This window comes from Pedobacter africanus, from assembly GCF_040548825.1.
Classification (GTDB): domain Bacteria; phylum Bacteroidota; class Bacteroidia; order Sphingobacteriales; family Sphingobacteriaceae; genus Pedobacter; species Pedobacter africanus_A.
In genome coordinates, this window is sequence record NZ_JBEPSL010000006.1 from 135,762 (window position 1) to 155,569 (window position 19,808).

Here is a 19,808-nt window from a genome sequence, read left to right on the forward strand (position 1 = left end):
CATGACTAAAAGATCTATAAAAGTTTTTGCCCCTGCTACTGTTGCCAATGTGGTTTGTGGTTTTGATGTACTGGGTTTTGCGGTAGACCAACCCGGTGATGAAGTGATCATGCGCCTGAACGATAAACCAGGTGTTTCCCTTTTGAAAATTACCGGTGACGGCGGAAAGCTGCCCCTGAATCCTGAGAAAAATACGGTGAGCGCCATTGCCCGTGAGTACCTGGAACATATTGGCCGGCCCGAAGTGGGGGTAGAAATAGAATTACATAAGAAAATGCCGATTGGCAGTGGCCTGGGCTCCAGTTCTGCCAGCACCGTAGCCGGGCTTTTTGCCATCAATTCCTTAATGGACAGTCCGCTCAGTAACAAAGAACTTGTTCCTTTTGCCATGAAGGGTGAAGAACTGGCATGTGGTTATGGGCATGCCGACAATGTTGCCCCTGCTTTGATGGGTGGCTTCGTCCTCATCAGAAGTTACAGCCCTTTGGATATCATCAGCCTTCCTTTTCCTGCTGATCTCCACGCAGCAATTGTATACCCAGAAGTGGATGTGCCTACCAAAGACGCCCGGCAAATGATCCGGTCGAAGGTTTTCCTGAAAGATGCTGTGACTCAATGGGGAAATGTAGCAGGGCTGGTTTCAGGATTGTTTATGAATGATTATGAACTGATAGGTCGGAGTATGACCGATGTACTGGTTGAACCTACCCGATCCATCCTTATCCCTGATTTTTATAAGCTCAGGTCCCAGGCCATGAAAGCAGGGGCTGTAGGATTTGGGATTTCAGGTTCCGGGCCCTCTGTATTTGCACTTACAAAGGATAAGGAGACTGCCCTGCAAATTACAGCAAGCTTACAGCAGCACTTGAAAAGCATTGCTATCAATAGCCTGGCTTTCGTCTCGGAAGTCAACAAAAAAGGACCAGTAATACTAGACTAAAATGAAATTATACAGTACCAATAACCATAACTTAAGTGTAGACTTCCCTACTGCTGTTTTTAACAGCATGCCCCTTGATAAAGGTTTATATATGCCTGTCGACATTCCGCGGCTCGATCAGGAGTTTATAGATCAGATTGATCAGTTCAGTTTGCCGCAGATCGCCTTTAAAGTAGCTTCCGCCTTATTGAAAGATGCTATTCCTGCAGCCGATCTTAAAATTATCATTGATGATGCGATAAATTTTGATGCACCGGTACTGAAGCTGGCCGATAACGACTATGTCCTGGAGCTGTTTCATGGCCCCTCACTTGCCTTCAAGGATTTCGGCGCCAGGTTCATGAGCCGGGTAATGGGCTATTTTTTAAAGAAAAATGAGCAGATACTTGATGTGCTGGTTGCCACTTCAGGTGATACCGGCGGGGCAGTTGCCCTGGGCTTTCTGGGAGTAGAAAATACCCGGGTAACCATTCTTTACCCTAAAGGAAAAGTGAGCGATATTCAGGAACTTCAACTGTGTACGAATGGACAAAACATCCATGCGATCGAAGTGGATGGTACGTTTGACGATTGCCAGCACCTGGTAAAACAAGCTTTTGCAGATGAGGAACTGAATAAAAAACTCAGGCTGACTTCCGCCAACTCGATTAACATTGCGCGACTTATTCCTCAGACTTTTTACTATTTCAATGCCTATGCACAACTCCGCCGACAAGGAAAGAAGGACATCGTATTTGTAGTGCCGAGCGGCAATTTTGGAAATATTGCAGCAGGCTTACTGGCTTATAAAATGGGGCTGCCGGTAAAACAGTTTGTGGCGGCTACCAATGTAAATGATACTGTGCCGCGCTTTTTAGAAACCGGGCTTTACCAGACCAGGCCTTCTGTACAGACCTATGCCAATGCAATGGATGTGGGGGCACCAAGTAACTGGGTAAGGATCATGGATCTGTTTAATCAGGATAAGCGTGCTTTGCAGCAGGTCATGAAGGGTTATCGTTTTACGGATGAAGAAACACTGGAAGGGATCAACGCCATTTACAATGAATTCAATTACGTTGCCTGTCCGCATACTGCAATAGCATGGCTGGCCTTGCAGGAATATAGAATGGAGGTTGCGGACCAGGAATCTGCAGGAGTTTTCCTGTCTACCGCACATCCATGTAAGTTTCCTGATGTTTTCCCGAAAGAGATCAAAGCAAATGTTCAGGTACCGGAGCAGGTTGCGGTGCTTGCCGAAAAAGAAAAACAAGCTACGACAATGGATACCAGTTTTGAATCCTTTAAAAACTACCTGCTTACTTCTTACTAAAGCGCATGATGGCAATGTCGCCCATCATAAAGTTCAGCGTGCTATCACTGGTTACTTCGTAGTTACTAGTTTTTTTAAGCATTTCAACAAAAATGGCCTCTCCCTCACCGGGGCAGGCCATTTTTGTCATTATAAAGGGTTTTGTGAAATTGATGCCTGAATCATCAGCTATCAGTTGCCCGGAAAAAGAATTACAACTGGTATTTCCACTGAACCTTTTTTCTGCAATATCAAATTTGATGGTGGGTTTTTTACCCGGATACAATCCGTTAAACGCTATTCTGGGACCGGATATATAGCTTAGTTCCCAGCTTCCTCCAAGCTGGGATAATCCGCCATTACCAATAGTTCCGGGTTTAATTGTTGTGCAGGCGGTTAAAGAACCTGCAGTAACCAATATCAATAGCATCAACCTTTTCATATCTACTAAAGTTACAAAGAGTATTCCAGAAATGCATAATGAGGCCTGATATTAAAATATAGCCCTTGCAATTCTTTTGGTTGGCTCAGGATTTCCCATGGTATAAAAATGTAATACCGGGGCACCCATTGCTTTCAGTTCATTGCATTGGTTGATCATCCATTCTATTCCCACCTCTTTGACTTCTTTCTCCGATTTACAGGCCTGTACTGCCTCACTGAGTTCCACAGGAATGTCGAGATGGAATATTTTTGGCAGACTAATGAGCTGCTTGCTGCTGGTAATGGGTTTTAAGCCTGGTATGATGGGCACATTAATACCGTTTTCTCTACATTTATCAACAAAGGCCTTATATTTTTGGTTGTCGAAGAACATTTGCGTTACAATAAAGTCTGCACCTGTGTCTACCTTATGTTTCAGGTACCTGAAATCAGTATCCAGGTTGGGCGATTCAAAGTGTTTTTCCGGATAACCGGCAACGCCAATGCAGAAATCCGTTTTCTCCGGACTTTCCATATCATCGTGCAGGTATTTTCCCTTGTTCATATCGACAACATGCTGCAACAGTTCCGAAGCATAGGCATGGCCATTTGGAGTAGGGATAAAGGCATTGTCGCTTTTGCGGGCATCGCCTCTTAAAACAAGAACATTGTCAATGCCCAGAAATTGCAGGTCTATCAATGCATTTTCTGTTTCATCTTTGGTAAAGCCACCGCAAATGAGGTGCGGCACTGCATCTACTTTATATTTATTCATGATGGCAGCGCAGGTAGCTACGGTGCTTGGGCGTTTGCGGTAAGCTACTTTTTCCAGCAGCCCATTGGCGTGCTGCTTGTAAATGTAGTCTTCTCTCAGATAGGTTACATCTATAAAAGGAGGGTTAAACTCCATCAAAGGATCTATGGCATCAAAGATACCTTTGATGCTCTGGCCTTTAATAGGTGGCAGCAATTCGAATGAGAAGAGGGTTTTGCCTTTGGCATTTATAATATGATCGGTGATCTTCATCGTGTCTGGTTTGTATTAGTACTAAATAATTATGAAAGTTAATAGGCCAGATTGGGGCTTAACCATCTTTCCGCCTCTTCCAGCGGCATCCCTTTTCTAACAGCATAATCTTCTACCTGGTCTTTGGTGATTTTACCCAGGCCGAAATACCTGGATTGTGGGTGCGCAAAATAGAAACCGCTTACCGCTGCGGTGGGGTACATTGCATAGCTTTCTGTGAGTTTCAGACCAATTCTGGCCTCTGCATCCAGCAAGGCAAATAAAGTCCCTTTTTCAGTATGCTCCGGACAGGCAGGATAGCCTGGCGCCGGGCGTATACCTGCGTATTCTTCCTTAATCAGTGCTTCATTGTCCAGGTTTTCATCCTTGGCATAACCCCAGTATTCCTTACGGACCAGTTCGTGCATGCGTTCTGCGAAAGCCTCAGCCAGCCTGTCGGCCAGTGCTTTGGCCATAATGCTGTTATAATCGTCGTAAACAGCTTCAAATTCAGCTACCAGTTCATCACAGCCAATCCCCGCAGTAAGGGCAAAGCCCCCAAAATAATCAGGGATACCGCTTTCCTTTTGGGCCACAAAGTCAGACAGGGCATAATATGGCTGTCCATCAGTTTTTTCGGCCTGCTGGCGAAGGGTATGGATCACAACCTCTTTGCCCTCAACATTTAAAATGATGTCATCTCCAACCGCATTCGCCGGCCAGAAACCAATTACGGCTTTAGCAGTTAACAGCTTCTCCTCAACAATTCTTTTCAGCAAAGCCTGGGCATCACTGAAAAGCTTTCTGGCTTCGTCGCCCACTGTTTTGTCTTCCAGTATCCTTGGGTAGCTGCCGCGTAACTCCCAGGTTTGAAAAAACGGGGTCCAGTCGATATAAGGAACCAGCTCTTCCAGGGGATAATTTTCAAATACCCGGGTTCCGGTAAATTCCGGAGCAGGGGCAACCAATGAAGAGTCTATTTTAAAGTTCCCCTTACGGGCCTCTTCTATCGTTTTGAAGCGTTTGTCCGAACGTTTGTTCAGATGGGCCTCACGGGCTTTATCGTATTCTGCCCTGATGTTGGCAATATACTCATCTCGCGTATCTTTGTTCATCAAGGTACTCGCAACAGTAACACTCCTTGAAGCATCGAGCACATGTATGGCAGGGCCGGAATAATTAGGCGCTACTTTAACCGCCGCATGGATACGGGAGGTTGTTGCTCCGCCTATCATCAGCGGGATGGTAAAGCCTTCACGCTCCATTTCTTTCGCAAAGTGTACCATCTCATCCAGTGAAGGTGTGATGAGGCCACTTAAGCCAATAATGTCGGCATTAATTTCCTTAGCCTTTTTGATGATGTCCTGGGCAGGCACCATTACGCCCATGTCTACAATCTCGAAGTTGTTACAGGCCAGCACAACACCAACAATGTTCTTGCCGATATCATGTACATCGCCCTTAACTGTAGCCATCAGTATTTTTCCGGCCGATGAATTCTGGTCCTGATCAGGATTGTTCAGCTTTTCCTGCTCAATAAAAGGCAGCAGGTAAGCCACGGCTTTTTTCATTACACGGGCAGATTTTACCACCTGTGGCAGAAACATTTTTCCGGCTCCGAACAGATCGCCTACCACATTCATTCCGTCCATTAAAGGGCCTTCGATCACCTGGATCGGCCTGTCATACTTTTGGCGGGCCTCTTCAACGTCTGCATCCAGGTATTCAATGATCCCTTTTACCAATGCGTGCGATAAGCGTTCCTCTACGCCGGCCTTGCGCCATTCTTCATCTCTTACAACTTCTTTTCCTTTAGACTTGATGGTGTCTGCAAATTCAACCAGACGCTCTGTGGCATCCGGCCTCCGGTTCAGCAGCACATCTTCAACAAGCACCAGCAATTCTGGTGGAATTTCCTGGTAAACTTCCAGCATCCCGGCATTTACAATCCCCATATCCAGTCCGGCGTGGATGGCATGGTACAGAAATGCAGAGTGCATGGCTTCCCTTACAGTATTATTGCCCCTGAAAGAAAAGGAAATGTTGGAAACACCACCGCTTACCTTGGCATGTGGAAGGTTCTCTTTAATCCAGCGTGTGGCATTGATAAAATCGACTGCATAGTTGTTGTGCTCTTCCAGACCGGTTGCTACGGTAAGGATGTTCGGGTCAAAAATGATGTCCTGCGCCGGGAAGCCGACCTCGTTCACCAGTATGTCGTAAGATCTTTTACAAATCTCTTTTCTTCTTTCAAAATTGTCTGCCTGTCCCAGTTCATCAAAAGCCATTACTACTACAGCTGCGCCATAGGTCATGATTTTTCGTGCATTCTCGCGGAATTTATCTTCACCCTCTTTTAAGGAGATGGAGTTTACGATTCCTTTCCCCTGCAGGCATTTCAGACCCGCTTCAATTACCGTCCACTTGGAAGAATCGACCATGATGGGCAGTTTGGAAATATCCGGTTCGGAAGCGATCAGATTCAGAAATTTCGTCATCGACGCTTCGGAGTCGATCATTCCCTCATCCATGTTCACGTCAATTACCTGGGCGCCACCTTCCACCTGCTGACGGGCAACGGCAAGGGCAGCTTCAAAATCGCCCCCTAAAATCAGCTTGCTGAATTTAGGGGAACCGGTAATATTGGTCCTTTCCCCAATGTTTACAAAAATGCTTTCAGGGGTAATGGTTACCGGTTCTAAACCACTCAGACGCAGGTAAGGTGCTATTTCTGGTATTTTTCGCGGTTCCACATTTTTTGCTTTTTCAGCTATACAACCGATATGATCGGGGGTGGTACCACAGCAGCCGCCTACAATATTTACAAAGCCATGCTGGATGAAATCTTCAACCAGATGGGCTGTTTCATGCGGCATCTCATCGTATGCGCCAAATTCATTGGGCAAACCTGCATTTGGATAGGCTGAAACGTAGCAGCCAGCTTTGGCAGAAAGTTCTTCAATATGCGGACGCATATCTTTTGCACCCAAAGCACAGTTAAAGCCTATGCTTAATGGCTGGGCATGCATAACAGAATTCAGGAATGCTTCGGCTGTTTGCCCGGATAAAGTTCTTCCGGATGCATCCGTAATGGTGCCTGAGATCATGATCTCAATTTTACGGCCAATTTCAGCTTCATATTTTTTTATCGAAAATATGGCTGCTTTGGCATTCAGGGTGTCAAAAATCGTTTCAATGAGGAGCAGGTCAGCACCGCCGTCTACGAGTCCGCGTACCTGCTCGTCATACGCCTCCACCAGTTCGTCAAAAGTAATGGCCCGAAAACCCGGGTCATTTACATCGGGAGAAATCGACAGTGTTCTGTTGGTTGGGCCTACAGCACCTGCAACAAAGCATTTGCGCTCTGGATTTGCGGCCATAAATTCATTTACGGCTTCTTTGGCAATTTTAGCGCCTTCAAAACTCATTTCATAGGCCAGAGGCTCCATCTGGTAGTCGGCCAGTGAAATGCGCTGAGTGCTGAAAGTGTTGGTTTCAATGATGTCTGTACCGGCTTTTAAGTACTCGGTATGGATTTCTTTAATGACATCCGGACGGGTAATGTTCAGCATGTCATTGTTCCCTTTTACATCGCAAGGGTGATCTTTGAACCGTTCGCCTCTAAAATCTTCCTCTGTTAAGGCGTAACGTTGTATCATGGTGCCCATTGCACCATCAATGATCAGGATACGTTTCTCTAATTCTTTTCTGATATCCATTTAACAATAATGATATGAGCAGACAATCAGCTAAAGTTGATAGAGGCCGGGGCCTAAACAAGTGCCGAACCAATTGCATGCAAAGCTTATCTGAGAATCTGTTTGGGGAGCAGTTTCCACTTATCTTTCAGGAAGTACGGCTGCATTTCCTGTAGAATGTAGCACCTTGTTAGCACAGGTTGCCAAGACTTCGCAGGGTCTAATCCCTCCATCTTTCTCTATAAGCGTTACAAAGGTGCAACAAAGAAAAATCAATTCCAAAAAAAAGCGGTTTAAAGCATATAAAATTGCAAAGCGGGTGCCAGATAACTTAACTTTTGGAATATTATTCTGTACAGCTCGGCTATTTCAGGCTCAATTCAATAACCGGAACTGTGAAGTTTGGTTTTTGCAGCGGAAGTTTTAGTGCCAGATTTCCCGAAACTGATAGGTCTTTATCTGTTAAAAGCTCAGAATTGTCATGTAAAAACTGTGCGTAGATAACCTCGTCTTTATAGCCTTCAAGCAGGAGCTTTCCGTCTTTAGGATAGTCAAAAAGATGAACGTATAATTTTTTATTGACTTTATTGTAAGTGAGTTGTGTTCCGGGAACTGGCTTAAATTTGTCTGGAGCAAAACTGCAGTCATAAACTGATTTTGAATTTGCATGCATCCAGGTTCCAAGGCTATCCAAAGCCGTGTTTGCCCTGTTGTCAAATTCGCCTCTTGCCGTTGGCCCAACATTTAACAGCAGATTACCACCATTGGCTACTGATGTAATTAATAGATCTAACAATTGTGTGTTCGTTTTCCAGGTGTTCTCATCTCTGTAATAACCCCATGAACCTGAAAAAGTCTGGCAGGTTTCCCAGGTCTTCCCTTTATATTTTGCTAAGCTTTTGGCACTAACCTGTTCGGGGGTTTCAAAATCTTCGGCATCGCTGTACGCTGCCAGATCTAACCTGTTATCTACAATGATACCGGGCTGTAACTTTCTGATCTGTTTCAGTAGTTCTACTGATCCCCAGTCATCTTTCCCTTTTCCATGTTTGCCCGGATAAGAAAAGTCGAGCCACAGGATGTCAATTTTTCCATATTTTGTTAAGATTTCAGTTACCTGATCGTGCAGGTACTTGCGGTAATTTGCCATATTTCTTCCTTTATTCAAGGCCAGGTATTCCTGGTCGTTATTATCTGCGGGTCTTGAGGGGTGGTACCTGTCAACCGTAAAATCAGGGTGATGCCAATCTATCAGAGAATAATAGAAGCCTATTCTGATGCCCTCTGCCCTGAAGGCATCCACAAATTCTTTTACCAGATCCCTTTTGGCAGGGGTATTTGTTGCCTTGTAATTGGTAAATTTACTATCAAACAAAGTAAAGCCTTCGTGGTGTTTGGTGGTTAAAACGGCATATTTCATGCCGGCGGCTTTGGCCTTTTTTGCCCATAATTTAGGCTGAAACTGGTCTGGGTTAAAATTTTTAAAATATTTATCGTAATCCTGTTCTGATATCTTTTCCCTGCTTTGTACCCATTCATGACGGGCAGGCAGGGCATAAAGTCCCCAATGGATAAACATTCCAAACCTGGCGTCTGTCCACCATTTCATTCTTTTTTCTTTTTGTTCCGGGGTTTCGGTTCCGATTTTTTTCTGCGCTTGCGATGATGTTGAGGAAACGAGTATCATTAAAATCATACCCAGGCGCATTAATAGTTTTTTCGTGTTCATTTGTGGTTGGTTTTCAATAGTTTGTGTCAAAATTACAAGCTAATTTCAACCTTAAATAAGTAATATTGGCAAATAATTAAGCGTTTTTTGCAAAAAATAGCATCAGTGTAATTGTTACCTGGCAAAGTCAACATTCTTCGGTAAAGATTGTATCTTGATTTACACACAAATAAAATCTTACAGATATGAAAATTACATTAGACGTAAAATCCCTCTTATTGGGAGTCTTGGCAGCAGGCTTAATGTTTACCGCCTTCAGTTTCAAAAGTACACAAGGGCAGGGGAGTGGCAGGTTCAGCACAGAAGTGCATGATCATGTTGTTGTAATCCTGGATACTGAAACCGGGCATTACATCATTGCTCCATCCATGTATGATGTTAGCAAGATACAATGGCTAAAAGGAGAGTTTTATGATACTTTCAAGACAGGGAAGGACAATAAAAAGATGGCAAATTGATTGATGCGCTAATACGATAAGGGATTAGCGAATTGGTAAAATGATATTGCCTATATTGCACAAAAGGCTGTAAATTTTGAATTTACAGCCTTTTTGATGATTTTGACTAATGTCTTGTAGCCCGTAGGGGAATCGAACCCCTGTTTCCAGAATGAAAATCTGGCGTCCTCACCCCTAGACGAACGGGCCATTTAAGATTGCCTCAGCTGTATTAAAGCTGCGAACCTTTTGGTAGCGGGGACCAGACTCGAACTGATGACCTTCGGGTTATGAGCCCGACGAGCTACCAACTGCTCCACCCCGCACTATATGCAATTCTTTTAGTTTCTGTTAAATCCTTAACTCTTCTTCCGAATTGGAATGCAAAGATATAATTCGTTTCTTTGTGGTGCAAATTTATTTTAAAAAATATTTTCATGTCACATAAAGCAGGTTTTGTAAGCATCATCGGTAAGCCCAACGTAGGCAAATCAACCCTAATGAACGCCCTGGTGGGTGAAAAACTCTCTATCATCACTCCCAAAGCGCAGACCACCCGTCACCGGATTTTAGGAATCGTGAACGAAGAAGACTATCAAATTGTTTTTTCTGACACGCCCGGCATCATCAAACCCCGGTATGGGCTCCAGGATTCTATGATGAATTCTGTTAAAGGGGCATTAACAGACGCTGACCTGATCCTGTTTGTTACCGATATCAATGAACAGCACGATGAAAACGATGTATTGGAGAAAATTACACACACCAGTATCCCTATGATCGTCCTGATCAACAAAATCGACAATGCGACCCAGGAACAGGTAGATGAAAAAGTAGCCTACTGGCAGGAACAGCTAAAACCTAAACATATTTTTGCCATTTCGGCATTGCATCAGTATAACCTGGATGGCATCTTAAATACTGTACTGAATTACCTGCCCGAACATGCCCCATTTTACGACAAGGAGGACCTTACCGATCGTAACCTGCGTTTTTTCGTTTCAGAGATCATCCGCGAAAAGATTTTCAACAATTACCAGAAGGAAATTCCTTACAGCACAGAGGTAATCATTACCGCATTTAAAGAAGAAGAAAACATTACCCGCATCAGTGCTGAAATTATTGTAGAACGTGATTCCCAGAAGAACATCCTGATTGGCAAGGGTGGGGCCAGTCTAAAAAAAGTAGGCATGGAAGCCCGTAAGGACATTGAAAAATTCCTGGACCAGAAGGTTTTTCTGGAAACTTTTGTAAAGGTGTTGCCCGACTGGCGCAGCAAAAAAAATTACCTCAAAAGCTTTGGTTATGACCAATAACATTTTTTCTTTGTATTAGACTAAATACTTATCATGAAAAAATTATTTTTATTGATTGCCATTTTAAGCGTTAATATGGCTTTTGCACAGGAATCCAATCACGACAAAAAGTTATGGGCTTCATCTGTCCTTAATCAGAAAGCACCTGAACTGGTCGTAGAAAAATGGATCAGTGCCCAGCCAGAAACAAAGGGCAAATTTGTGCTGATAGACTTCTGGGCCACATGGTGTGGGCCTTGCAGAAAATACATCCCCACCTTAAACAATTTTCACGAAAAATTCGGGGACAAACTTGCAGTCATAGGCTTATCTGATGAGACCGCTGAAACTGTGGAGAAATTTGAAAACCCTAAAATCAAGTACAGCGAGGCTGTAGATACCAAAGCAACACTAAAAAATGCCTTACAGGTAAAAGGAATCCCCCATGTAATCCTCATTAGTCCAAAAGGTGTTGTGATCTGGGAAGGCTTTCCTTTGCTTGACAACCACCAGCTTACAGAAGATGTATTGAAGGGGCTAATGGAAAAATACAAATCCTAAGCTGGTTTAAGTACCTTTTTGAAGCCACAAAAAACTAAACCCAATCATATCGATGGGATTATGTATCTTTGTGGCTTTTAAAATATTCGTATAAAATACCCATGTCAAATATTATCGCAATTGTCGGAAGACCAAACGTAGGCAAATCTACCCTTTTTAACCGCTTAACCGAAAGTCGTAAAGCTATTGTTGATGATTTTAGCGGCGTTACGCGCGACCGTCATTATGGTGTGGCGGAGTGGACGGACAAGCAATTCACTGTGATTGATACCGGTGGCTATGTAGCCAATTCAGAGGATGTTTTTGAGGCCGCTATTCGCGAACAGGTGGTTATTGCTATCGAAGAAGCGACTGTTTTGCTGTTCATGGTAGACGTAACTACAGGAATTACTGATCTCGACGATGAAATCGCTCAGTTGCTGAGAAGAAGCAAAAAACCGGTATTTGTTGTCGTAAACAAGGTTGATAATACGCAGCTTCAAAACGATGCCGCTGAATTTTATGGCTTTGGCCTGGGCGAAATCCACCCCATTTCTTCGATGACAGGTTCCGGAACAGGGGATTTGCTGGATGAGGTGATCAAACATTTTGAAGATGTTCCGGAAGAAGAGAACACTTTGCCAAAAATTACCATTGTAGGCCGTCCAAATGTTGGAAAATCTTCCCTCATCAATGCCTTAATCGGTAAAGAAAGAAATATTGTAACGCCTATAGCAGGTACAACCCGCGATTCTATACACATCCATTACAACCAATTCGGACATGAGTTTATGTTTATTGATACGGCCGGGCTGCGTAAAAAGACCAAGGTTAAGGAAAACATAGAGTTTTACTCTGTCATGCGGACCATCAAGGCCCTTGAAGAAGCCGATGTAGTGATCCTGATGATAGATGCCGTAGAGGGCCTGGAATCACAGGATGTAAACATTTTTCACCTGGCAGAAAAGAACAAAAAAGGAATTGTCGTTTTGGTCAACAAATGGGACCTGATAGAAAAAAACAGCAAAACAGTGAATGTTTTTGAAGAGCAGATCCGCCAGAAACTGCAGCCTTTTACCGACGTTCCCATCATTTTCATTTCTGCGCTAAATAAACAGCGGATATTCCAGGCGGTGGAAACAGCATTAGATGTATTTAAAAACAGAAGCAAGAAGATACCTACATCAAAGTTAAATGACGTCATGCTGCCTATCATCGAGAATTACCCACCGCCAGCATTGAAAGGAAAATACATCAAGATCAAATACATTACACAGATCAATGCAAGTTCTCCGATGTTTGCTTTCTTCTGCAACCTTCCTCAATATATTAAAGAGCCCTATAAGCGTTTCCTTGAAAATAAACTACGCGAGCATTTTGATTTCAGTGGGGTACCGGTTCAGATCTATTTCAGACAGAAATAAGTTATTGCAGGCTGGTAACGGCTTGCTTCACCACGGGGTCATTTAGGTTTAGGGCCTTGTAATAACCCGCATCACCCAAATGGTATTTGTATAAAAGCACCTTGAGGTCGTTATATATCAAAGGCTTGGCTATATATAGCTGCTTCGGATCTATTGGAATATTGCGCTTTTGAATGTACTTTAGAAAATCGCTGTAGTCTGATTCACTGATTGCAAACTTCGCCATTCTCTGTTCCAGCTGCTCTGCATTGTATCGGGCACCCAGTATATCGTACACAAAATCGAATAAGACTTTTTTGGCTACCAGTTTGCCGTAAAACCGATTGTAGCCATTCGTATCCAGCTTTACATAAATATCCGGACGGATACCGCCACGGGTCAGATTTTTGCGCTGCAGACTGTCTTTTCCTGCGCCAGCTACATCCGAAGTAAGCTCGCCATCATTAAAGCGATCTTCAATTTCATTCTGGTAAGCGTTGTATCCTTTTTTGTAAGATTTTTGAATGCTTTTACCTGAAGGCGTGTAATACCTGGCAATGGTAAGATTCAAAGCAGAACCATCTCCAAAGGGAAATTGCTCCTGTACCAGGCCCTTGCCAAACGAGCGCCTGCCGATAATTACGCCCCTGCCCCAATCCTGTACTGCCCCTGCCAGGATTTCGCTTGCCGAAGCAGAGTTCTCATTGATCAGTACTGCCAGTTTCCCTTGCTCAAACTCTCCTCCGCCGGTAGCCACGTAATCTGTCCTGGGCTCATGTTTACCTTCCGTATAAACAATCAGTTTATTTTCTTCGAGTATCTGGTTGGCCAGTCCGGTTGCAGCACTGAGATAACCACCGCCATTGTCCCTCAAATCGAGGACTAACTTCTTCATCCCTTTTGCTTTGAGCTGCCTTACCGATTCTACAAAATCTTTGTCTGTATCCGCCCCAAACTTACTGATCCTGACATAGGCCGTCTCAGGGTTCAACATGTAAGCCGCATCAATGCTGCTTACCTTTACGCGGTTACGATTAACTGTATATACTGTACGTTGTGTATCTCCTGGATGCAGAATGGTTAATTTTACAGCAGTCCCTTTACGGCCCCTGATACGTCCTACCATCTGTTCGCGCGGCAGCGCTTTTCCACTCACTACGGCTGTATCAATTTGTAATATCTTATCTCCCTGCCTTATTCCGGCCATAAATGCAGGTCCGTCTTTTACCACGTTGGTAACCAGCAAAGTGTCATTCAGAATATAATATTCAATCCCGATCCCTTCAAAATTGCCTCCCAGGGTTTCCAGCATTTCGCTGGCTTTGGCTGGTGGAAGGTAGATACTATGAGGATCCAACTGGTGCAGGAGGCTGTCGATAGGTAAATGGTTCAACGAGTCTGCATTTACCTCATCAACATATTTTTTATTGATGATATGGATAATTTCATCCACCTTTTCGGCGTTACTATCTGCAAACTGAACAGGCTTCTGAAATTGATACCCCTGATCTTTTAAAAATTTGTAACCAAAAAACATCCCACCTATTAATGTAACAGAATAAGTGAGGGCAATAAGGGCATTATAAGAGGTATTTTTCTTCATGGGTAAATGCTGTGTAAAGTTATAAAATTACCCTTCAATAAATAAATATATTGTGCTGATTTTAAGCTTATATTTCGCGTTTAGGAAGAAAATACCGAATTTTATGAAACATTTGCCAAATTGAAAGCGACTTATGTGAAAGGCTTGCCGGGAGGCAATCGGAAAATGAGCAAAAATTAAAGAAAACAGAGCATTATGATTAGAGTAACCGAGCAGGAATCAAAATACCACGACATCGATAAAATGTCGGTACTGGAGATTCTGACAGGCATAAATAATGAAGATAAAATTGTTCCCCAGGCAGTAGAGAAAGCACTTCCTCAGATCGAAAAGCTGGCCTCTGCGGTTGCTGAACGTATGATGAAAGGGGGCAGGTTATTTTACATCGGGGCAGGCACAAGTGGTCGTTTAGGGGTAGTTGATGCTTCTGAATGTCCGCCTACTTTTGGTGTCCCATTTGACTGGGTGGTAGGCATCATAGCAGGTGGTGATACTGCAATAAGAAAAGCAGTTGAAAATGCTGAAGACGATTCAGCCCAGGCCTGGGTAGACCTACAGGAGTTTAAGATTAATGAAAAAGACTGCCTGATTGGCCTTGCTGCATCAGGCACAACCCCATATGTAATCGGTGGCTTACATACAGCCCGTGAAAATGGTGTACTTACCGGCTGTATTGTTTGCAATGAAGGCGGCCCTATTGCCGCTGAAAGCGATTATCCCGTAGAAGTAGTGGTGGGGCCAGAATTCTTAACCGGATCAACCCGCATGAAATCGGGGACAGCACAAAAGCTGGTCCTGAATATGCTGAGCACAACTGTTATGATCAGGCTTGGCCGGGTAAAAGGGAACAAAATGGTAGACATGCAGTTGACCAACCATAAACTGGTTGACAGGGGCACACAAATGGTAATGGACGAACTGAATATAGACCATGATCATGCTGCTGATCTGCTGATTCGTTATGGAAGTGTCCGCAAGGCGGTTGAGGCCAGCCACAAGTAAAATTCCGGACCATGCACGAAATTGAACCTTTTTATCTTTGGCGCGATGATTATATTGCCGCCGAAGATGATCGTTCGCCTTTTTACAATACGGAGTATTCGGAGTTTTATTTCGATAAACAGCTGTACAATTTTCTGATCCATCCACAATGGGATGATTTTGGATCGGCTACTTTATACCTGAAAGTATTATTTGTTGATTATGACAGAGAATACGCCATTATTGAATTCATAGGGGAATGGAACGATGCCATAGGCAATGATATTATGCTTTTGAAGCGTGAAATTCTGGAACTCATGATGGATGAGGGCATCAATAAGTTCATTCTGATCGGAGAAAACGTTCTGAACTTCCATTCCTCCGAAGACAGTTATTACGAAGAGTGGTTTCAGGAGGTCGAAGATGGCTGGATTACCGGCATCAATTTCCAGCCGCATGTAATCGATGAATTCCGGAACAACAATATTGATTACTATATTAATTTTGGCGGACAGCTTGACGATTTGGCATGGAGAACTTTAAAACCCCTTCAATTCTTCAAAAAAGTTGAAGAAACCCTGACAAAAAGGCTCGGGGCATAGCTTTTGTATGAGTAAAACAATTAGTACCTTTAAATAAATTTATAATAACTATGGACAACAACAATCAAGATTGGTCAAAACAATCCGTTTTTGTAGAAAATATTACGGGTAGAGTTGCCAAAAAATTCTTTGCCAATGTATTCCTTTGGATGTTTGTGGCATTAAGTATTTCAAGCTTTGCCGCCTATTACATGGCCAGCACGCCTGAAGTGCTTTCTTACCTGATTAACCAGGAGACCGGCAAAATGGGCATATTGGGTTGGGTAGCAATGTTTGCCCCACTTGGTTTGGTTTTATTGATGAGTGCAGGTCTTAACCGCCTTTCTTTTGGAGCTTTAGTAGGCGTTTTTATACTTTATTCAGTATTAACCGGTGTTAGTTTAAGCTTTATTTTACTGGCATACACTTCTGGCTCTGTTTTGAGTTGCTTTATAGGCGCTGCGGGTATATTTGGTATCATGGCCTTTATGGGTTACACCACCAACGTAGACCTGAGCAAATTTGGACCGATATTAATGATCGGTGTGGTAGGGCTCATTGTCGCCAGTGTAATAAACATGTTTATCCAAAGCGAGAACTTTAGTCTTTTCATGGCTTTCATTGGTATTGCCATATTCACTGCTTTAACAGCTTATGATGTACAAAAGCTAAAGAGAATTGGTGCCGGAATAGAAGAAAGCGGTGCAACAATGGAAGACGCAGATACAAAGAAACTAGCTATTATGGGCGCCCTGTCTTTATACCTGGACTTCCTGAACATCTTTATCTACCTGTTAAGAATATTCGGAGACAGAAGATAGTCTTTAACAATATAAAAAAGAAAGGCCCGGACATTTTATGTCCGGGCCTTTCTTTTTTATACCACGAGTTCCATTTCAGTCACCAGATCAGATACAAACTCATCTATTTTTTTTCTGGTAATACCAGGCATACAGATGATGTGGCTCTGTCCGTTCTCTGTAGCGATCTGCCATTTCAGGCACAATTTAAGCGAAGGTTGCGGAAACACTACGGTAAGCGCCGAGGGGTTTCTCCAGGCGCTAATGCCCATCTCGTTTAGCTTTTCAACCGCATAGGCGGCAACTTCCAGGCTTTCCAGTGCCCGCTGTCTCAAGCCATCTATGCCCATCTTTTTAATGGCATACCATAAAAAAACCGGACTATGCCCGTTTCTACTGCCGGTGATGGTAGTGTCTACGGTGCCAATATAAGGTATAGACCTGCCAATCCTTTCCTTATAGTTCTTTTTAACCAGCACCAAGCCACATGGAATTGGTGAGCCTATAAATTTATGGCCACTGATAGCCAGACTATCGGAGCCGCAGGTAAAATCGAAGCCCGGTTTTAAGTCGAGCACCGCACTGTAAGTTCCAGCCAAAGCCGCATCACAATGGATATAATGATTTTTTACAGCCAGCTGCCTTAGGATTTTCTTTATTTCAATCAAATCATCCTTGGCTTCCGTCATCGTAGTGCCAATATTGGCCAGAATAATTACCGGCTGATCGCGGTGCATCTGTATCATCTGCTTCAGATCGTTGTAATCCATCTCCCCGTTCTCCTCGGTACTGATAACGATACTTCTCAGGTTCAGCAATTGAATGTTCTTTTGGACACTATAGTGAGTGGATTCAGAGTAGTAAACAATCCCATTAGGATACAGCTCCCGTGCTACATAAAGGCCATATAAATTACCTTCCGAACCGCCATTGGTCACATAGCCCCACCAGTTGTTTTCGGGTGCATTAAACAATTGCGCAAAGAACTGCAGTACTTCCTGTTCAAGTGACCTGGAATTGAGGTCGTATGTAGATTCAACTTGCGGATCACCCACATTATTCAAAGGGAGTTTCAACAGCGGATACAATTCAGAATAGTCAAAATCCCTGGCAATCGGATAGCCGATAAAGTGTTCAGAACGTTCTTCAGCCTTTTTCATATAAGCATTTAAACGTTCAAAGTCGACAGAATTTAATTTGGTTTGCATAAAAATTATTTATGCCACAAAAGTACATTTACAAGTATTAAAACTATGTTAATAATAAAATTCAGTAATATTGTCTGATTTAATAGATATTTACAGGAATTTTAACTAAACATCAATACTATTATTCATTTTAACAGTAAAATTTTATGGCCGGCGAACTGGACAACTTTGACAAGCAGATACTTAACATCCTTCAAAAAGATGCTGCCCTGGCGGCTAAAGACATTGCAGCGCAGATAGGCCTCAGTGTTTCTCCTACTTACGAACGCATCAAAAGGCTAAAGCAGGATGGTTACATCGATAAATATGTAGCGCTGGTAAATCGTGTTAAACTGGGTAAGCACCTCCTGGTGCTTTGTCACGTTACCTTAAAACAGCAGTCGCTGGACACCCTAAAACAATTTGAAGAGGCCGTAGTTTCTCTCAACGAAGTGCTTGAAGTGATGTGCATTGCCGGCAGTCAGGATTATGTGCTTAAAATTGCCGTAAAAGATGTAAATGACTACCACGAGTTTGTGATGCAACACCTGTCTACCTTTTCCAATGTATCTAATCTGAACAGTAGCTTTATTTTAAAAGAGATTAAAAAAGAGACTGCATTGGAGATTGACTAAAGTCTTCTGTTTTTCTTGCCCCGACCAAGCACCAACTATTGGGCAAATCAAGGACTGATTCGGGATTGCTTCGGGTTTGACTGGGAAAAAGTAACTTTTATCCCAATAAGTTTCGAAGCGGACTTGGACCAGCCTTTGATTTGGTGTTTACTTAACCTTAATCAGGCATTTAGCTTAACAGTTCATTATCCCGTGCTCATCTGATTCCGTTGTCTGAGTTATAGTACCCAAGCAGAGCCTGATCCGCTCATTCCGGGGAAAAGTGGCCTTTTTGATAATTATATCCCCAGGCAACTTTTTATCAACCTGTACCATTTTTGCTTGTATCATTATTTATTAAACTCCGGATAAGGAAAACCCTTTCCGGTTTCGCAGAGTGATTTCAGGCTCCTGAAAAAAAGTGCCCAGTCAAAGCTGCAGCTTGCAAATTCTGGTGTATATGCTGCCCAGCCATCGTGATGAAATAATAAAACACATCCCTTTTTGTGTGCTTCCAGTTCAAAAGTAAGCGTAGTGCCGATCCAGTCCTCAAAAGCTTTTAAGCAGCGCCATTTAACCAGGCTGTAAGGCCTGAGTTCCGTTACCTCCATCTCCTTGAAGTAGTCGGGGCCGAAACCGAACCTCAGGATAGTTCCGGTTTCAGGCTTTGCAATCGTATCTGGTGTCCACCAGCCAGCCAGGCCTTTTTGGGTGGTGATGGCCTCATACACTGTTTCTACAGGTGCCATAATCAATAGCCTGTGGTAAATGCTTTTTGTTGCCTGCTGGTCAGCGGTTTCCGTAGGCTGGCTGGTAATAGCCGCTGCGGTTTCTTTTGGTGTAGGCTTACCTATGCCTGTTGTAATGAGCATTTTTAAACTGTCCTGTATGTAATGTGTCCATGCATCGTGGCAAACCTGGTAACATTCGTAGGTAGGAACCAGGCCTTTGTGCGTGAATTTTAATGTTGTCTTTTCTCCCTTTTTGGTAAGTTCAAAAGTTACATTGGTGTCTTTCCATTCCGTTTTGTCGGTAGTAAACTTAAAATAGTTATCAAGCACATGCCAGGTTACCCTGGTGTTCATTTCCATTTCCGTAATTTTTATTTTACAGCGGTGTACATCCTGGTAATGGTATAAAAACTCATCATTGAGTTTGTCTGTAGATCCTTCTATATTTTCTGACCACCATCCGCGGACGTTATTAATGGCCTTAAATACCTGTTCGGGGGTAGCATCTACGGTAATTTCTGTTGTGAAATCTTCTTGTTTCATCTTTGG

The 19,808-nt window shown here is 43.3% G+C and carries 17 protein-coding genes, 2 tRNA genes and 1 riboswitch; of the genes, 10 read left to right on the forward strand and 9 right to left on the reverse strand.

The features are described 5' to 3' along the window. The first annotated feature begins 1 nt into the window (after window position 1). Together ABIE26_RS24325 and thrC are read left to right on the forward strand one after the other, a co-directional pair. Entirely contained in the window at window positions 2-940 is a 939-nt protein-coding gene (locus tag ABIE26_RS24325) for a homoserine kinase (protein ID WP_310146339.1), read from the forward strand. Window position 941: 1 nt separating this feature from the next. After that, complete coding sequence (gene thrC / locus ABIE26_RS24330; protein WP_310146340.1) at window positions 942-2,252, forward strand: threonine synthase; 1,311 nt, start codon at window positions 942-944, stop codon at window positions 2,250-2,252. Here thrC and ABIE26_RS24335 read toward each other — a convergent pair. The 4 genes from ABIE26_RS24335 to ABIE26_RS24350 form a co-directional block, all read right to left on the reverse strand. Beyond that, window positions 2,239-2,673, reverse strand: coding sequence for an META domain-containing protein (locus tag ABIE26_RS24335; RefSeq protein WP_310146341.1), 435 nt, complete (start codon window positions 2,671-2,673; stop codon window positions 2,239-2,241). The genes thrC and ABIE26_RS24335 overlap by 14 nt on opposite strands. 51 nt (window positions 2,674-2,724) lie before the next feature. After that, entirely contained in the window at window positions 2,725-3,681 is a 957-nt protein-coding gene (gene metF / locus ABIE26_RS24340; RefSeq protein ID WP_310146342.1) for a methylenetetrahydrofolate reductase [NAD(P)H], read from the reverse strand. 38 nt (window positions 3,682-3,719) lie between these two features. After that, complete coding sequence (gene metH, locus ABIE26_RS24345; RefSeq protein ID WP_310146343.1) at window positions 3,720-7,379, reverse strand: methionine synthase; 3,660 nt, start codon at window positions 7,377-7,379, stop codon at window positions 3,720-3,722. 117 nt (window positions 7,380-7,496) lie between these two features. Further along, window positions 7,497-7,606: riboswitch (SAM riboswitch) on the reverse strand. A gap of 116 nt (window positions 7,607-7,722) precedes the next feature. Further along, window positions 7,723-9,087, reverse strand: coding sequence for an alpha-L-fucosidase (locus ABIE26_RS24350; protein ID WP_310146344.1), 1,365 nt, complete (start codon window positions 9,085-9,087; stop codon window positions 7,723-7,725). 185 nt (window positions 9,088-9,272) lie between these two features. Here ABIE26_RS24350 and ABIE26_RS24355 point away from each other — a divergent pair, with 185 nt between their 5' ends. Continuing rightward, window positions 9,273-9,545, forward strand: a complete 273-nt coding sequence (locus ABIE26_RS24355; RefSeq protein WP_310146345.1) for a hypothetical protein — start codon at window positions 9,273-9,275, stop codon at window positions 9,543-9,545. Between the two features lie 117 nt (window positions 9,546-9,662). On the opposite strand, the gene ABIE26_RS24360 is transcribed toward ABIE26_RS24355, so the two are convergent. Next, window positions 9,663-9,734 (reverse strand) — tRNA-Glu (locus ABIE26_RS24360). Between the two features lie 40 nt (window positions 9,735-9,774). Then, window positions 9,775-9,850: transfer RNA gene (locus ABIE26_RS24365), tRNA-Met, on the reverse strand. Window positions 9,851-9,961: 111 nt separating this feature from the next. Here ABIE26_RS24365 and era point away from each other — a divergent pair. The 3 genes from era (at window position 9,962) to der (ending at window position 12,783) form a co-directional block, all read left to right on the forward strand. Beyond that, on the forward strand, window positions 9,962-10,840 hold the full coding sequence (era, locus tag ABIE26_RS24370; RefSeq protein ID WP_310146347.1) for a GTPase Era: 879 nt from the start codon (window positions 9,962-9,964) through the stop codon (window positions 10,838-10,840). Between the two features lie 33 nt (window positions 10,841-10,873). Beyond that, entirely contained in the window at window positions 10,874-11,380 is a 507-nt protein-coding gene (locus ABIE26_RS24375) for a TlpA family protein disulfide reductase (protein WP_310146349.1), read from the forward strand. Window positions 11,381-11,481: 101 nt separating this feature from the next. Continuing rightward, window positions 11,482-12,783, forward strand: coding sequence for a ribosome biogenesis GTPase Der (der, locus tag ABIE26_RS24380; RefSeq protein WP_310146351.1), 1,302 nt, complete (start codon window positions 11,482-11,484; stop codon window positions 12,781-12,783). Window position 12,784: 1 nt separating this feature from the next. Here der and ABIE26_RS24385 read toward each other — a convergent pair whose 3' ends face one another. Further along, entirely contained in the window at window positions 12,785-14,365 is a 1,581-nt protein-coding gene (locus ABIE26_RS24385) for a S41 family peptidase (protein ID WP_310146353.1), read from the reverse strand. Window positions 14,366-14,560: 195 nt separating this feature from the next. On the opposite strand from ABIE26_RS24385, the gene murQ reads away from it, so the two are divergent. Genes murQ through ABIE26_RS24400 form a run of 3 tightly spaced genes read left to right on the forward strand, consistent with a single transcriptional unit; the run spans window position 14,561 to window position 16,748 of the window. After that, the gene (gene murQ / locus ABIE26_RS24390; protein WP_310146355.1) at window positions 14,561-15,367 is read left to right on the forward strand and encodes an N-acetylmuramic acid 6-phosphate etherase; all 807 of its coding nucleotides are present in this window, start codon (window positions 14,561-14,563) and stop codon (window positions 15,365-15,367) included. Window positions 15,368-15,378: 11 nt separating this feature from the next. After that, entirely contained in the window at window positions 15,379-15,948 is a 570-nt protein-coding gene (locus tag ABIE26_RS24395; RefSeq protein ID WP_310146357.1) for a hypothetical protein, read from the forward strand. A 50-nt stretch (window positions 15,949-15,998) separates the two neighbouring features. Further along, window positions 15,999-16,748: a Bax inhibitor-1/YccA family protein gene (locus tag ABIE26_RS24400; protein ID WP_310146359.1), complete on the forward strand. Its 750-nt coding sequence runs from the start codon at window positions 15,999-16,001 to the stop codon at window positions 16,746-16,748. 56 nt (window positions 16,749-16,804) lie between these two features. On the opposite strand, the gene ABIE26_RS24405 is transcribed toward ABIE26_RS24400, so the two are convergent. Beyond that, window positions 16,805-17,935, reverse strand: coding sequence for a histidine decarboxylase (locus tag ABIE26_RS24405; protein WP_310146361.1), 1,131 nt, complete (start codon window positions 17,933-17,935; stop codon window positions 16,805-16,807). 146 nt (window positions 17,936-18,081) lie between these two features. Between ABIE26_RS24405 and ABIE26_RS24410 the strand changes: the two genes are divergently transcribed. Continuing rightward, window positions 18,082-18,549: an Lrp/AsnC family transcriptional regulator gene (locus ABIE26_RS24410; RefSeq protein WP_310146363.1), complete on the forward strand. Its 468-nt coding sequence runs from the start codon at window positions 18,082-18,084 to the stop codon at window positions 18,547-18,549. Window positions 18,550-18,878: 329 nt separating this feature from the next. Here ABIE26_RS24410 and ABIE26_RS24415 read toward each other — a convergent pair whose 3' ends face one another. After that, window positions 18,879-19,802 carry an SRPBCC family protein gene (locus tag ABIE26_RS24415; protein WP_310146365.1) on the reverse strand — a complete coding sequence of 308 codons (924 nt, stop codon included), beginning with the start codon at window positions 19,800-19,802 and terminating at the stop codon, window positions 18,879-18,881. Between the last annotated feature and the right edge of the window lie 6 nt (window positions 19,803-19,808).

Excerpts from the sequence above, each read along its gene's own strand:
- ABIE26_RS24400 (WP_310146359.1), top strand. The coding sequence starts at position 15,999 with ATGGACAACAACAATCAAGATTGGTCAAAACAATCCGTTTTTGTAGAA.
- murQ (WP_310146355.1), top strand. The coding sequence starts at position 14,561 with ATGATTAGAGTAACCGAGCAGGAATCAAAATACCACGACATCGATAAA.
- ABIE26_RS24395 (WP_310146357.1), top strand. The coding sequence starts at position 15,379 with ATGCACGAAATTGAACCTTTTTATCTTTGGCGCGATGATTATATTGCC.
- era (WP_310146347.1), top strand. The coding sequence starts at position 9,962 with ATGTCACATAAAGCAGGTTTTGTAAGCATCATCGGTAAGCCCAACGTA.
- ABIE26_RS24335 (WP_310146341.1), bottom strand. The coding sequence starts at position 2,673 with ATGAAAAGGTTGATGCTATTGATATTGGTTACTGCAGGTTCTTTAACC.
- ABIE26_RS24415 (WP_310146365.1), bottom strand. The coding sequence starts at position 19,802 with ATGAAACAAGAAGATTTCACAACAGAAATTACCGTAGATGCTACCCCC.
- ABIE26_RS24375 (WP_310146349.1), top strand. The coding sequence starts at position 10,874 with ATGAAAAAATTATTTTTATTGATTGCCATTTTAAGCGTTAATATGGCT.
- ABIE26_RS24405 (WP_310146361.1), bottom strand. The coding sequence starts at position 17,935 with ATGCAAACCAAATTAAATTCTGTCGACTTTGAACGTTTAAATGCTTAT.
- ABIE26_RS24325 (WP_310146339.1), top strand. The coding sequence starts at position 2 with ATGACTAAAAGATCTATAAAAGTTTTTGCCCCTGCTACTGTTGCCAAT.
- ABIE26_RS24355 (WP_310146345.1), top strand. The coding sequence starts at position 9,273 with ATGAAAATTACATTAGACGTAAAATCCCTCTTATTGGGAGTCTTGGCA.
- ABIE26_RS24385 (WP_310146353.1), bottom strand. The coding sequence starts at position 14,365 with ATGAAGAAAAATACCTCTTATAATGCCCTTATTGCCCTCACTTATTCT.
- ABIE26_RS24410 (WP_310146363.1), top strand. The coding sequence starts at position 18,082 with ATGGCCGGCGAACTGGACAACTTTGACAAGCAGATACTTAACATCCTT.
- ABIE26_RS24350 (WP_310146344.1), bottom strand. The coding sequence starts at position 9,087 with ATGAACACGAAAAAACTATTAATGCGCCTGGGTATGATTTTAATGATA.
- metF (WP_310146342.1), bottom strand. The coding sequence starts at position 3,681 with ATGAAGATCACCGATCATATTATAAATGCCAAAGGCAAAACCCTCTTC.
- thrC (WP_310146340.1), top strand. The coding sequence starts at position 942 with ATGAAATTATACAGTACCAATAACCATAACTTAAGTGTAGACTTCCCT.
- metH (WP_310146343.1), bottom strand. The coding sequence starts at position 7,379 with ATGGATATCAGAAAAGAATTAGAGAAACGTATCCTGATCATTGATGGT.
- der (WP_310146351.1), top strand. The coding sequence starts at position 11,482 with ATGTCAAATATTATCGCAATTGTCGGAAGACCAAACGTAGGCAAATCT.